At 64.6% G+C, this 14,135-nt stretch carries 11 protein-coding genes; 10 read left to right on the forward strand and 1 reads right to left on the reverse strand.

Annotated features, from left to right (window positions below):
* The first annotated feature begins 209 nt into the window (after positions 1 to 209).
* From ACVW16_RS29635 to ACVW16_RS29650, 4 genes are all read left to right on the forward strand, one after another.
* Positions 210 to 1,592, forward strand: a complete 1,383-nt coding sequence (locus ACVW16_RS29635; protein WP_456738130.1) for an ethanolamine ammonia-lyase subunit EutB — start codon at positions 210 to 212, stop codon at positions 1,590 to 1,592.
* Between the two features lie 170 nt (positions 1,593 to 1,762).
* Positions 1,763 to 3,349, forward strand: coding sequence for a B12-binding domain-containing radical SAM protein (locus tag ACVW16_RS29640; protein WP_456702549.1), 1,587 nt, complete (start codon positions 1,763 to 1,765; stop codon positions 3,347 to 3,349).
* On the forward strand, positions 3,346 to 4,131 hold the full coding sequence (gene eutC, locus ACVW16_RS29645) for an ethanolamine ammonia-lyase subunit EutC (RefSeq protein WP_456738131.1): 786 nt from the start codon (positions 3,346 to 3,348) through the stop codon (positions 4,129 to 4,131). The genes ACVW16_RS29640 and eutC overlap by 4 nt, the downstream gene beginning before the upstream one ends.
* A 224-nt stretch (positions 4,132 to 4,355) precedes the next feature.
* Positions 4,356 to 6,722 (forward strand): efflux RND transporter permease subunit, encoded by a 2,367-nt coding sequence (locus ACVW16_RS29650; RefSeq protein WP_456738132.1) that lies wholly within the window; start codon positions 4,356 to 4,358, stop codon positions 6,720 to 6,722.
* Between the two features lie 81 nt (positions 6,723 to 6,803).
* Here the strand turns inward: ACVW16_RS29650 and ACVW16_RS29655 are convergent, their stop codons facing one another.
* Positions 6,804 to 7,301: a hypothetical protein gene (locus ACVW16_RS29655; protein ID WP_456705219.1), complete on the reverse strand. Its 498-nt coding sequence runs from the start codon at positions 7,299 to 7,301 to the stop codon at positions 6,804 to 6,806.
* Between the two features lie 444 nt (positions 7,302 to 7,745).
* Here ACVW16_RS29655 and ACVW16_RS29660 point away from each other — a divergent pair, with 444 nt between their 5' ends.
* The 6 genes from ACVW16_RS29660 to ACVW16_RS29685 all read left to right on the forward strand — a co-directional run bounded on the left by ACVW16_RS29660 (position 7,746) and on the right by ACVW16_RS29685 (position 13,891).
* Positions 7,746 to 7,982 carry a cysteine rich repeat-containing protein gene (locus tag ACVW16_RS29660; protein ID WP_456702552.1) on the forward strand — a complete coding sequence of 79 codons (237 nt, stop codon included), beginning with the start codon at positions 7,746 to 7,748 and terminating at the stop codon, positions 7,980 to 7,982.
* A gap of 190 nt (positions 7,983 to 8,172) precedes the next feature.
* Positions 8,173 to 9,057 carry a squalene synthase HpnC gene (hpnC, locus tag ACVW16_RS29665; protein ID WP_456738133.1) on the forward strand — a complete coding sequence of 295 codons (885 nt, stop codon included), beginning with the start codon at positions 8,173 to 8,175 and terminating at the stop codon, positions 9,055 to 9,057.
* Positions 9,047 to 9,886, forward strand: coding sequence for a presqualene diphosphate synthase HpnD (hpnD, locus tag ACVW16_RS29670; protein WP_456738134.1), 840 nt, complete (start codon positions 9,047 to 9,049; stop codon positions 9,884 to 9,886). Before hpnC ends, hpnD begins: the two co-directional genes overlap by 11 nt.
* Positions 9,886 to 11,142, forward strand: coding sequence for a hydroxysqualene dehydroxylase HpnE (hpnE, locus tag ACVW16_RS29675; protein WP_456702555.1), 1,257 nt, complete (start codon positions 9,886 to 9,888; stop codon positions 11,140 to 11,142). Before hpnD ends, hpnE begins: the two co-directional genes overlap by 1 nt.
* A 50-nt stretch (positions 11,143 to 11,192) precedes the next feature.
* Positions 11,193 to 13,145, forward strand: a complete 1,953-nt coding sequence (shc, locus tag ACVW16_RS29680; protein ID WP_456738491.1) for a squalene--hopene cyclase — start codon at positions 11,193 to 11,195, stop codon at positions 13,143 to 13,145.
* On the forward strand, positions 13,142 to 13,891 hold the full coding sequence (locus tag ACVW16_RS29685; RefSeq protein WP_456802535.1) for a phosphorylase: 750 nt from the start codon (positions 13,142 to 13,144) through the stop codon (positions 13,889 to 13,891). The genes shc and ACVW16_RS29685 overlap by 4 nt, the downstream gene beginning before the upstream one ends.
* Positions 13,892 to 14,135: the final 244 nt, after the last annotated feature.

The raw sequence follows: 14,135 nt of genomic DNA on the forward strand, positions 1-14,135 counted from the left end.
GCTCGAATGGCCTGGAGCGGCCGGTGTGCGCGATCGTCTAAAATTGATGCAAAACTATGCAGAATGAAGATGGACGCAGCGTTAACGCGACCATCGGCCCGTTTCGCCCTCGCTCAAAGGAAGGTAAGATATTTCAGCGTCTTGATCCGAAGGCATAGCCTCAGGATCGCCTGGATTCGGTCACTGGCCGACAGTACCCGGAGGGGCCTTTGGTCTATCGCCACGCCATCGCCGCCACGACCTACACTTTCCCCGACCTCCGCGACCTCCTCGCCAAGGCGACGCCTCCGCGCTCCGGCGACCGGCTGGCCGGCATTGCCGCCGGCAGCGCCGAGCAGATGATCGCGGCGCGGATGGCGCTCGCGGACGTCCCCTTAAGTCAATTCCTCAACGAGGCCGTCATTCCCTATGAGACCGACGAGGTCACCCGGCTGGTGATCGACAGCCATGACAGCGAGGCGTTTGCGCAGGTCTCTTCGCTGACGGTCGGAGCCTTCCGCGACTGGCTGCTCTCGGACGCCGCCAGGCCGGAGACTTTGCGCAAGCTCGCGCCGGGCATCACGCCGGAGATGGCGGCTGCAGTGTCGAAACTGATGCGCAACCAGGACCTGATCCTGGCGGCGCGCAAATGCGAGGTCACGACGGCCTTCCGCAACACCATCGGCCTGAAAGGCCGGATGAGCACGCGGCTGCAGCCGAACCATCCGTTCGACGATGCGAGGGGCATCACCGCCTCGATCCTCGACGGCCTGCTGCTTGGCGCCGGCGATGCCTGCATCGGCATCAACCCGGCGAGCGACGATCCGGCTGGAATCGCGCGACTGCTGCGGCTGCTGGACGAGATCATCGCCCGGCTGAAAATCCCGACGCAAGGATGCGTGCTGACCCATGTCACGACGACGATGTCGCTGATCGGGCAGGGCGTGCCGGTCGACCTCGTCTTCCAGTCGATCGCCGGCACCGAGGCCGCCAACCGCAGCTTCGGCATCGGCCTCGCTTTGCTGAAGGAGGCGCGCGAAGCCGGGCTGTCGCAGAAGCGCGGCACGGTCGGTGAGAACGTCATGTATTTCGAAACCGGCCAGGGCTCGGCATTGTCGGCCAATGCCCATCACGGCGTCGACCAGCAGACCTGCGAGGCGCGCGCCTATGCGGTGGCCCGCGCCTTTGCCCCGCTGCTGGTCAACAGCGTGGTCGGCTTCATCGGCCCCGAATATCTCTACGACGGCAAGGAGATCATCCGGGCGGGACTGGAGGATCATTTCTGCGGCAAGCTGCTCGGCCTGCCGTTGGGCGTCGACATCTGCTACACCAACCATGCCGAGGCGGACCAGGACGACATGGACAATCTCCTGACGCTGCTCGCTGCTGCCGGCGTCACCTTCATCATGGGCGTGCCCGGCGCCGACGACGTCATGCTGAACTACCAGTCGACCTCCTTCCACGATGCGCTCTATGTGCGCGACATCTTCGGTGCGGCACGTGCGCCGGAGTTCGACGACTGGCTGATTGAGACCGGCATTGCCGGGGCCGATTTCCGGCTTGCCGGTGACGCAGGCCTGTTGCCTGATTTTGCGTCACGGCTGATCGCCTAGCGTGAAAATCCGCGAAAACATCCTCCTGCCGGCGTGAACCGGAGAAACCATTGGCGCGTCTCACGAATTAGTTCGGTGCCACAATATTGAGGAATTCCGGCCGCAGCGTTACGCTCTGTTTCTGGAGACCTCGTCAGTACCGTTCGTAGAACGTGGTTGGGGGAAGTTCGATGCGCGCTGAAAGCAACGGAACAAGTCGGCATATTCTCTGTGTCTTTCCGCGTTACACCTCGTCATTCGGCACCTTCGAGCACGCCTATCCGCTGACCGACGGCGTCCGCGCCTTCATGCCGCCGCAGGGCCTGCTGCTGCTCGCGGCCTACCTGCCGAAGGAATGGCAAGTCAAATTCGTGGACGAAAATCTCCGCAGCGCGACCAAGGAAGAGTTCGAATGGGCGGAGGCCGTCTTCGTCAGCGGCATGCACATCCAGCGCCAGCAGATGAACGACATCTGTCGCCGCGCCCACGAGTTCGGCCTGCCCGTTGCGCTCGGCGGCCCGTCGGTCAGCGCCTGCCCGGACTATTATCCGTCGTTCGATTATCTCCATGTCGGCGAGCTCGGCGACGCCACCAACCAGCTCATCGAGATTTTGGCGCGCGACACGGCACGCCCCGAGCGCCAAGTGGTGCTGACGACCAGAGAGCGCGTGCCGATGACGGAGTTTCCGATCCCGGCCTACGAGCTCGCCGATGTGAAGCGCTACTTCCTCGGCAGCATCCAGTATTCCAGCGGCTGCCCGTATGAGTGCGAGTTCTGCGACATCCCCGGCCTCTATGGCCGCAACCCGCGCATCAAGACACCCGAACAGATCATCGCCGAGCTCAATCGCTTGCGCGAATGCGGCATGACCGACACTGTCTATTTCGTCGATGATAATTTCATCGGCAACCGCAAGGCGGCGATGGACCTGCTGCCGCATCTGATCGAATGGCAGAAGAAGACCGGCTATGTGATGCGGCTTGCCTGCGAGGCGACGCTCAATATCGCCAAGCGTCCCGAGATCCTCAAGAAGATGCGCGAGGCCTATTTCATCACCATCTTCTGCGGCATCGAGACGCCGGACCCCGACGCGCTGAAGGCCATGCACAAGGACCACAACATGATGGTCCCGATCCTGGAGGGCGTGCGCACCATCAACTCCTACGGCATGGAGGTGGTGTCGGGCATCATCATGGGGCTCGATACCGACAAGCCCAACACCTCGGAGGCGCTGCTCGCCTTTGTCGAGGAATCGCGGATCCCGCTGCTCACCATCAACCTGCTTCAGGCGCTGCCGAAGACCCCGCTATGGGACCGGCTGGCGCGGGAAGGGCGCCTGATCGATGACGAGGGCCGCGATTCCAACGTCGATTTCCTGTTGCCCTATGACGAGGTCGTCGCATCCTGGAAGCACGCCATGGGCGTGGCTTATGAGCCCGAGAAGGTCTATGCGCGCTTCCAGTATCAATGCGACCACGTCTATGTGCATCGCCTCAAGACGCCGGTGCCGGAGGAAATGAAGACCTGGGCCAACATCCGGCGTGGCCTCGTCATGCTGCGCAACATCTTCTGGAAGGTCGGCGTGCGCGGCGACTACAGGCGCGTGTTCTGGAAGTTTGCGCTGGGGCGCCTCAAGCGCGGCGACATCGAGGGGCTGATCGGCTGTACCTTGATCGCGCATCATCTGATCACCTTTGCCCGCGCGGCCTCCAGCGGCAAGCAGAACGCATCGAACTATTCGATCCGGCTGCGCGAAGCGTCCGTTCCCGCCGAATGAGCGACAAGCCCGTTCCGGCGCGCCCGACCGTCGACCTCAGATCGTTCACGCCGGCGCGCGTCGCGCTCGGGCGAAGCGGCGCAAGCCTGCCGACCGGACCGCTGCTCGATTTCACGCTGGCCCATGCCCGCGCCCGCGATGCCGTGCATGCCGTCTTCGATTCGCGGCACCTGGCGGCCGCGGTGAGGGCGCTTGGTCTCGATGTCACCGAGGCCAGCAGCCGGGTCGCCGATCGCAGGGACTATCTGCGCCGGCCGGATCTGGGACGGCAGCTCGATGCCGGCTCCGCCGCGGCGTTGGCCCATGCTGCCGCCGCGCCGTGCCAGCTTGCGATCGTGATCGGCGACGGATTGTCGGCCGCCGCGGTTCATGCCCATGCGGTCGCGCTGCTGCAAAGCCTGCTGCCGCTGCTTGGGGAAGGCGAGGCCATCGCGATTGGCCATGCCGTCGTCGCCTCAGGCGCGCGAGTCGCGCTCGGTGATCAGATCGGGGCCATTCTCGGGGCCCGCATGGTTGTGATGCTGATCGGCGAGCGGCCGGGCCTGTCCGCCCCCGACAGCCTCGGGGCCTATCTGACCTTTGCGCCGAAGCCCGGCCTGACCGATGCGGAGCGCAATTGCGTGTCAAATATCCACAAGGCCGGTTTGAGCTACGACGAGGCCGCGCTCAAGCTCGCCTGGCTCGTCCGCGAGGGATTGGCGCGCCAGGTCACGGGCGTGGCGCTCAAGGACGAAAGCGCCGACCGCCGACCGCGTGGAATTGGCACAGCTGTGCCGCAATAACGGGAATTCCGGCAAATCGCCGCATCTTGATTGATCTGGAGTCCTCCCGGCGTGCTTGCGAGAAGGGTGATTGACCTGCTAAACCGCTGCCGGCGATTTTCCGCGCATTTTCAAAGGGCAAGCCTCCCATTGGCAAGCCTCCGATTGGTATGGCGTTTTCAAGCCGTTCGCAGGGCGCGCGCACTAAGCTCATAGACCGAGCCGATTGAGGAATTGGACAAGGCATGCTCGAAAAGCACCGCGAGAATGAGGTTCATGTCGACAAGGTCGAGCAGGGGCCTGCCTCCTCCATCGCCTTCGGGCTGGAGCGTCTCGGCCTGATTGCGGTCCGGGCGCCGATCGTCTCCTGCATCATCCTGCTCGCGCTGATCGTCGGCGCGGTGTTCGGTATCCATCGCATCAAGATCGACGATTCGCTGTCGCAGCTGTTCCGCTCCAACACCCCGGAATTCAAGCAGTACGAAGAGGTGACGAAGAAGTTCCCGGCCGAGGAATTCGACGTCCTCGTCGTGGTCGAGGGCAAGACTCTGCTGGCGCGGAACAACCTCGAGAAGCTGCGCGATTTCGTCACCGACATGCAGCTGGTCGAGGGTACCCGCGGTCTGGTCTCGCTGTTCTCGGCTCGCCAGGCGCCGGCGCCGGGCAAGCTGCCGGCCGCGCTGTTCCCGGCCGAACTGCCCGAGGGCGCGGCCTATGATCAGTTCATCGAAACCGTCAAGAACAACGAGATCATCCGCGGCAAACTGTTGTCGGAGGACGGCACGCTGGCGCTGATCGTGCTCTCGCTCGATCCGGAGGTGGTCGCCTCCAGCAAGCTCGGCAAGGTCGTCGGCGACATCCGTGCGCTGATGAAGGAGGATCTCGGTGACACCGGGCTCAGCGTGCAGCTCTCCGGCGTACCGGTGATGCAGCTCGAGATCCGAAACGCGGTCGAGCGCGACGGCCTCACCTACAACATCCTCGGCATTCTCGCCGGCTGCATCATCGCGATCATCTTCTTCCGCAAGATCTCCTTCATGGTGGTGGCGGCGTTCCCGCCGATGATCGCGATCCTGATCGCACTCGGCGCGCTCGGCTGGGCCAATTTCAATCTCAACATGTTCCTGAACGTGATGACGCCGCTCATCATGGTGATCAGCTTCTCGGACTCGATGCAGCTGACCTTCGCCGCCCGTGACCGGCTGATCGCGGGCCAGGACAAATTCACCGCGTTCAAGAATGCCGTGCTGGTGGTGGGCCCGGCCTGCGTGCTGACGCATGGCACCGCCGGCATTTCCTTCATCGCGCTGCAATTCTCGGATTCCGACCTGATCCGTAAGTTCGGCGAGGCGGGCCTGGCGGCCACCATCATCGCGCTGATCACGGTGCTGTCTCTGGTGCCGGTGTTCGGCGTGTTGTTCGTGCGCAACGAAAAGGTCTTTGCGGTCAAGTTCCAGAGCGCGGATGCGGGCGTGCAGGCGCTGCGCAATTTCTGCTACTGGATCGCGGTGCGCATGGTCGGCCGGCCCGGCCTGTTCAGCCTGATCGCACTGCTGTTCGTCGCCGGCCTGGGTGTTGTCTATGCCAATCTGCAGCCGCGCTACCGGCTCGCCGATCAGGTGCCGGACAAGCGTCAGGCGGTTGCCGCCAGCAACCGGCTCGATGCCAAGCTGACCGGCGCCAATCCGGTCAACGTCCTGATCCAGTTCCCCAAGGGTGAAACGCTCTACTCGCCGGAGACGCTGCAGACCATCGCCGACGTGCACGCGACCGTGGAGAAGGCGGCGGGCGTCGGCAACGTCTGGTCGCTGGAGACGCTGCGCCGCTGGCTGGCGGAGAAGGCCGGCAGCGATGACGTCGCGACGCTCAAGGAATATGTGAACGTCATCCCCGAGCATCTGGTGCGCCGGTTCATCGATGCTCAGCAGGATGCGGTGGTCGTGGCCGGTCGCGTGCCGGACAAGGATTCCAGCCAGCTCCTGCCGATCGTCGACAAGCTCGATTCCGAGCTCGACTCGGTCCGCAAGAAGCATCCCGGCTACGAGATCGCCGTCACCGGTCTCGCCGCCATTGCCGCTCGGAACTCGGCCGGCATGATCGAGAAGCTGAACCGCGGCCTCACCGTGGAATTCGCGCTGGTCGCGCTCTTCATTGGCCTCGCCTTCCGCTCCTGGGTGGTGATGTTCGCCTGCATCCTGCCGGGTATCTTCCCGGTGGTGATGTCGGGGACGGTGCTGTGGGCGATGGGCGAGGGCCTGCAATTTGCCAGCGTCGTCGCGCTCACGGTCTCGTTCGGCCTGGGCCTCTCCGCCACCATCCACTTCCTCAATCGTCTGCGATTGGAGAGCAGACCCGGCGTCGGCTCGGCGCTGGCGGTGGAGCGCGCGACCGTGCTGGTCGGCCCGGCGCTGATCCTGACCACGGTGGTGCTGGCCTGCGGCCTCGTCGTCACCGTGTTCTCGGACCTGCCGTCGCTGCGGCTGTTCGGCTGGCTCAGCGCCTTCTCGATGGTGGCGGCGCTTGTCGCCGACCTCTTCATCCTGCGGCCGACCGCGATGTGGCTGATCAATCTGCACGCCAGGCTTCACGGCCCCGACAAGCCGGCGATCTGAGCGAGGTCAACAAATTCCCGGCAGCAAAAAGCCCCGGTTCGCGAGAGCCGGGGCTTTTTTCTTTCGAGGAAGAGAGGACGATCAGCCCCTCGTCATGGTGATGTTGACGCCGCGGATCTCGCCCTTGGACGAGATCTGCACGGTCTGCTTGGAGCCGTTGGTGCGCAGCGACAGATTGGCGGCAAAGCCGTTGGCCTCGACGAACACGTCGATCTGGCCGCCGCCGGCGGTCCCTTGCAGATTGCCGAAGATGTTGCGGTTGGACTCGCTCCAGTTGCCGGAGATCCGCTCGCCCTGGCTGGTCACGTCGCTGGTGAGGTCGAACTTGTAGCTGTCGGATGCGCAGTGCAGCGCCTGCTTGAGGTTGAGGCCGGTGCCGGCGACCTTGTAGTCCGCCTTGCAGCGGATGCGCTCGGTCGAGCCATCGGACAGCGACACCGTGCCGGTGCCGGTCCATGCCCCGTCGAAACCGGCGAAGGGACCGGACGACTGAGCGTGGCTTGCCGCAACTGAGAAGAGCAGCGCCGCGCCAATGCCGGCCGCCTTGATTGCCAGTTCAGATCGCCCAAAGAATTTCATCATCAATATCCCGTTTTGGAACGACGCCTGCTTCATCGCAGATCGTCTCGCCACATCGAACGTTTAGTGTTGTGAGGCGGGGTCAGGTTCAAGAGGCTGGGCCGAGCGGTGTTGCAACGGTCCGTGCCTGGATCCCCTCTGTTTCCATGTGTTTCCGGCCGGAATGGCCGATCTGACAGATGCAGCTCTGCAACAGGTCTGCCGTAAAACGCCGTGCCTCAGAATTTCGACGTAGTATCAAACCCTTACCTCTGCCAATGAAGATCGGGGGAAGACCTGATTTGGTACGCGCGGCGCCAATTTGGCCGCATTTACCAGCGCTTGTGGCCTTCTCCGGTGCCGCTCTCATCCCGCGGTAACTTGCCATCAGAACAATCCGTTCCCGTCGTCTGCCCTGTGCTGTGCGGGATTGGTGCGATTCTGCCGTTAGAATGAAGGAATACAATGCGTAAGCTTTTCGTCGCTCTCACCGTGCTGTCGGCAACCCTGTCCACGGCTGCGTTCGCCCAGCAGGGCGGCCGTGGCACCGAAGCCGAGCAGAAGGCCTGCACGCGCGATGTGCAGAAGTTCTGCCGTCCGGTTATTGATCAGGGCGATTTCACTGTCCTGGCCTGCCTCAAGGAGAATCGGGCCAAGATCTCGCAGGCCTGCGACCAGGTCCTGAAGAACCACAACCAGTAAGCTCGGCCACTGGCCCACAAAGGCGGCCCCCAGGGGCCGCCTTTTTCAGGCCGGATCCGCGGGGCTGCCATCGCGAGACAGGATTGGTTTTGCGGCCGTATTCCCCTATATGGGGGCCGCGGCAGCGCCGGCATGAACCCGCGCGCGCGAACAAGCCCTTCCTGTCCAAACGATTGTTGATCAGCCCTCGATGACCTCTGCGAGCGAATTGCGATCCGGCAAGGGTGACCGCGACGAGAATTTTCCCGTCGCGTCCTGGATCATTCACCCGCGTCATCGCGCCCTGATCCTGGCCTATTACAATTTCGTCCGCACCGCCGACGACATCGCCGACCACGCGAGCCTGCCGGCCGAGGAGAAACTTCGTTATCTCGACCTGCTCGAGGCGGAACTGCTCGGCAAGGGCGATACCCAGGCCGAGGCCGTCGCGCTGAGGCGCGCGCTGGCCGATCGAGGCATGGCGCCGCGCCATGCGCTCGACGTGCTCATCGCCTTCCGCATGGACGTGAGCAAGCTGCGCTACGAGACCTGGGACGAGGTCATCCACTATTGCCGCTATTCGGCCATGCCGGTCGGCCGCTTCATGCTCGACGTTCATGGCGAGGCGACCTCGACCTGGGCCGCGTCGGATGCGCTGTGCGCGGGCCTGCAGATCAACAACCACCTCCAGGATTGCGGCAAGGATTTCCGCGAGCTCAATCGCGTCTATCTGCCGCGCGATGCGCTGGCAGCACACGGCGCCACGGTCGAGCAACTCGGGCTTGCACAATCGCCGCCGGCGATGCTGGCCTGCCTTCATGGCCTCGCCGTGCGCAACGAAGCATTGCTCAACGAGGGCAGGTCGCTCGCTGCGGAGATCCGGGATGCCCGCCTCGGGGTCGATGTCGCGGTGATCCAGGCCTACGCCGATCGTATCGTGCGCCTGTTGAAGGTGCGCGATCCCCTGCGCGAGCGCGTGCATCTGAACAAGTTCGAACTGCTCATGTTCAGCCTCGCCGGCATGATCGGCGAAGTCGGCCGCCGCGCGATCGGCCGTAAGGCCCTCTCCAATCCGGGGGCTGCCCATGACGCTTGAGGCGACCGCGCCCGGCGCCGATTATGGCTCGTCCGCATCGAACAGTTCCTTCTACGCTGCGATGCGCATCCTGCCGCGCAACCAGCGCGAGGCGATGTTCCAGATCTACAGCTTCTGCCGCCAGGTCGACGACATCGCCGATTCCGACGGTCCGCGCGAGGTGCGGCTCGCCGCGCTTCAGCAATGGCGCAACGACATCGACGCGCTCTACCGGGGCAATCCGCCGCCGCGGTTGAAGGACTATGTCGCCTCGGTGAAGACATTCGGGCTGAAGCGCGAGGATTTTCTCGCCATCGTCGACGGCATGGAGATGGACGTGCCGCAGGATATCCGCGCGCCCGACATGGCGACGCTCGACCTCTACTGCGATCGCGTCGCCAGCGCCGTGGGACGTTTGTCGGTGCGGGTATTCGGCCTGCCCGAGGATGACGGCATCCAACTCGCTCACCATCTCGGCCGCGCGCTCCAGCTCACCAATATCCTGCGCGACATCGACGAGGATGCGACGCTCGGCCGCCTCTATCTGCCGCGCGAGGCGTTGCTGCATGCCGGCATCACCTCAAACGATCCGAACCGCGTGATCGCCGAGCGCGCGCTGCCGAAAGTCTGCCTGCCGCTGACGCAGCGCGCGAAGGCGCATTTCGAGAAGTCGGACGAGATCATGAACCGCAACAGGCGCCGCGCGGTGCGCGCGCCCAGGATCATGTCGAAATACTACCATTCCATTCTGGACCTCCTGATCGCGCGCGGCTTCAACGCACCGCGCGAGCCGGTGCGTGTGTCGAAGGTCACGCGCTTCGCGATCCTGCTCCGTTACGCTTTCATTTGATGCAAAACACAGCTCACATCATTGGCGCCGGCATTTCCGGCCTCTCCGCCGCTGTGCGGCTCGGCAATGCCGGCTACAGGGTCGCCGTGCACGAGGCGACGCACCAGGCCGGCGGCCGCTGCCGCTCCTATTTCGACGGCGCCACCAATCTCATGATCGACAACGGCAACCATCTGCTGCTGTCGGGCAACAGCCACGCCCGGGCCTATGCGCGCGCGATCGGCACCGAGGCGGGCCTGGTCGGGCCTGACAGTGCGCAGTTTCCCTTCGTCGACGTCAAGACCGGACAGCGCTGGCAGATCGATCTCGGCAATGGCCGCTGGCCTGCCTGGGTGCTCGACGAGAGCCGCCGCGTCCCTGACACGGGTCTGACCGATTATCTCAAGCTGGCGCCGCTGATCTGGGCGTCGGAGCAGACGCCGGTCGGCAAGTCCATTCCTTGCGAAGGCACGCTCTATCATCGCCTGGTGCAGCCGCTGCTGCTCGCCGCGCTCAACGTCGATCCGCCCGAGGGCTCGGCCGGGCTTGCCGGCGCGATCGTGCGCGAGACGCTGCTCGCGGGCGGGCAGGCCTGCCGTCCGCTGATCGCGCGCGATGGCCTGAGCACCGTTTTGATCGAACCGGCCGTGAAATTCCTGACTGAGCGCGGGCACACCGTTCAGCTCGGTCATGAGCTGCGCTCCTTCGTCACCACCGACGGCAACGTCAGCGCGCTCAATTTCGGCGGCGAGGACGTGGTCCAGCTTGCCGCGGGCGATGTGATCGTGATGGCGGTGCCGCCCCGCGCGGCGACGAGCCTGCTGCCGGGCCTGACTGCGCCGACCGAATTCCGCGCCATCGTCAATGCGCATTTCCGCTTTGAGCCGCCGCCGGGTTCGGCACCGATCCTGGGCGTGATCGGCGGCGTGGTGGAATGGCTGTTCGCGTTCCCCAACCGGCTGTCGGTCACCATCAGCAATGGCGACCGTCTCGTCGATATGCCGCGCGAGGAACTCGCGCAGGCGATCTGGAATGACGTCTGCGCGGCGGGCGGCGTCTCCGGCGAGCTGCCCCCATGGCAGATCGTGCGGGAGCGCCGTGCCACATTTGCGGCAACGCCGGCGCAGAATGCCCTGCGTCCAGGGCCGGTCACCGCGCTGAAAAACCTGTTCCTTGCCGGCGATTGGACTGCTACGGGATTGCCTGCAACCATCGAGGGATCGGTCCGATCGGGTGATCGCGCTGCCGATCTGGTTCTGGCCGCAAAGCGGCCCTGACGGGCAATGTCCCGGTCATTTTCAATCGACGCCAGGAGCAATCGAGCGACATGGATTCCGTGAACGCGACCAGCCGCGAAGCTTTGGAATCGAGCATTGCGTCAGCCACGCAAGGCGTCCTCGCTTTCCAGCAACCCGACGGCCATTGGGTATTCGAGCTCGAGGCCGACTGCACCATTCCGGCCGAATATATCCTGCTGCGCCATTATCTCGCCGAGCCGGTCGACACCGCGCTCGAGGCCAAGATCGGCAATTATCTGCGCCGCGTTCAGGGTGCTCATGGCGGCTGGCCGCTGGTGCATGACGGCGAGTTCGACATGAGCGCCAGCGTGAAGGCTTATTTCGCGCTGAAGATGATCGGCGATTCCGTGGATGCCCCGCACATGGTGCGTGCGCGGCAGGCGATCCATGCGCGCGGCGGTGCCGTCAACAGCAACGTGTTCACCCGCTTCCTGCTCGCAACCTTCGGCGTCGTGACCTGGCGCGCGGTGCCGGTGCTGCCGATCGAGATCGTGCTGCTGCCGTTCTGGTCGCCGTTCCATCTCAACAAGATCTCTTATTGGGCGCGCACCACCATGGTGCCGCTGATGGTGATCGCCGCGCTGAAGCCGCGCGCGAAGAATCCCAAGGGCGTCGGCATCGACGAGTTGTTCCTGCAGGATCCGCGCTCGATCGGGATGACCGCCAAGGCGCCGCACCAGAGCATGGCCTGGTTCGTGCTGTTCCGCGCGCTCGACGGCATCCTGCGCGTGATCGAGCCGATGTTTCCGAAGCGCCTGCGTAAGCGCGCGATCGATGCCGCGCTTGCCTTTACCGAGGAGCGGCTCAACGGCGAGGACGGGATGGGTGCGATCTATCCGCCCATGGCCAACATCGTCATGATGTACGATGCGCTCGGCAAGGACGAGAACTTCCCGCCCCGCGCGATCACGCGCCGGGGCATCGACAAGCTGCTCGTCGTCAAGGGCGATGAGGCCTATTGCCAGCCCTGCGTCTCCCCGGTGTGGGACACGACGCTGACCGCGCATGCGCTGTTGGAGGCCGGCGGCGACAAGGCGTTGCCTGCCGCCAAGCAGGGCCTGGACTGGCTGATCCCGAAGCAGGAGCTCGAGGTGAAGGGCGACTGGGCGGTGAAGCGGCCCGACGTGCGTCCCGGCGGCTGGGCGTTCCAGTACAACAATGCGCATTATCCCGATCTCGACGACACCGCCGTGGTGGTGATGTCGATGGACCGCATGCGCCGCGAGCACGGCGTCGCCGGCTATGATGCCGCGATCGAGCGCGGCCGCGAGTGGATCGAGGGCATGCAGAGCGACGACGGCGGCTGGGCGGCCTTCGACGTCAACAACCTCGAATACTACCTCAACAACATCCCGTTCTCGGACCACGGCGCGTTGCTCGATCCGCCGACTGAGGACGTCACCGGGCGCTGCGTCTCGATGCTGGCCCAACTCGGCAAGACCGAGAAGACCAGCAAGCAGGTCGCCGATGGCGTTGCCTATCTGCGCAAGACCCAGCACCCCGAGGGGTCCTGGTACGGCCGCTGGGGCATGAACTTCATTTATGGAACCTGGTCGGTGCTCTGTGCGCTGAACATGGCCGGAGTTCCCCACAGCGACCCGATGATGCGCAAGGCGGCCGGCTGGCTGGCCTCGATCCAGAACAAGGACGGCGGCTGGGGCGAGGACGCCGTCAGCTATCGGCTGGACTACCAGGGATGGGAGCCGGCCCCGTCGACCGCCTCGCAAACGGCATGGGCCTTGCTTGCCCTGATGGCTGCAGGCGAGGTTGATCACCCGGCCGTCGCCCGCGGGGTGGAGTACCTGATTGCAACACAGAACGAAAAAGGACTGTGGGATGAACAGCGTTACACCGCCACAGGCTTTCCCCGCGTGTTCTATCTGCGGTATCATGGTTACCCGAAGTTCTTCCCGCTGTGGGCGCTGGCGCGATATCGGAACTTGCGGAACACCAACAGCAGGGTGGTAGGGGTCGGGATGTGACGACGGGGACGGGGGACTATGTGACCGCGGGTCAAGCCATTGATCCGCGCCCGATATTGATTGTGACCGGACTGGTGCAGGAGGCCCGCATTGCGGCAGGGCCCGGCATGGCCGTCATTTGCTCGTCGAGCAGCCCGGCCCAGTTGCGGGCGTTGCTGACGGTGGTGGATCCTGATTCGATTCGCGGCGTGATCTCGTTCGGCGTGGCCGGCGGGCTCGACCCGAGCTTGCGCTCCGGCGACGTCGTGGTGGCGACCGAGGTGCTCTCGGGTGATGACCGCTGGGGCGCCGGCCTGTGGCTCAGCGACGACCTCATCGAGAAGCTGACATCCGGACGCCGCCGCGTGGTGCGCGGCAGCCTCGCCGGTGCCGAGGAAGTGGTCACCGGTTCATCGTGCAAGGCGGCGCTGCATTCCGAGACCGGCGCCTTCGCCGTCGACATGGAAAGCCACATCGCGGCTGCCTACGCCGCCGAGGCCGGCCTGCCGTTTGCCGCGGTCCGCGTCATCAGCGACCCCGCCCACCGTGCGCTGCCGGCCATCGCCCGCGCAGCCATCAAGCCGAACGGCCAGATCGACCTCGCCGCCGTCCTGCGCGGCATCGTGCGCAATCCCGCGACGCTGCATGCCCTGGTCTCCACCGGCATCGACTTCAGCCGCGCGCTGCGTTCCTTGCGCGGCTGCCGCGATTTTCTGATCGGGACGGAGCTCGTGGGCAGCGAGGCGCTCGCCGCTGAAGCGGCCTGAAGGGCGTCTTCGAGCTGAACAACACAAAAGGCCCGGTCGCGGTGCGATCGGGCCTTTTGTTTTGAGCTGCGCGATCGTCGTCATAGGCGGGCGGCATACGCACCATGTGGTCTGCGCAGTGCCGCCGGGCAGCTTGAATGTGAACCGATCCGCACTGTGCCCCCCGCTTTGATTGTTCCTCCGCCATGCGAGAACAGAACGATTGGAAAACGTTCGCGGCGGCGAGCAACCACGCTTCTACTGT

Source organism: Bradyrhizobium sp. USDA 4474 (assembly GCF_054057515.1).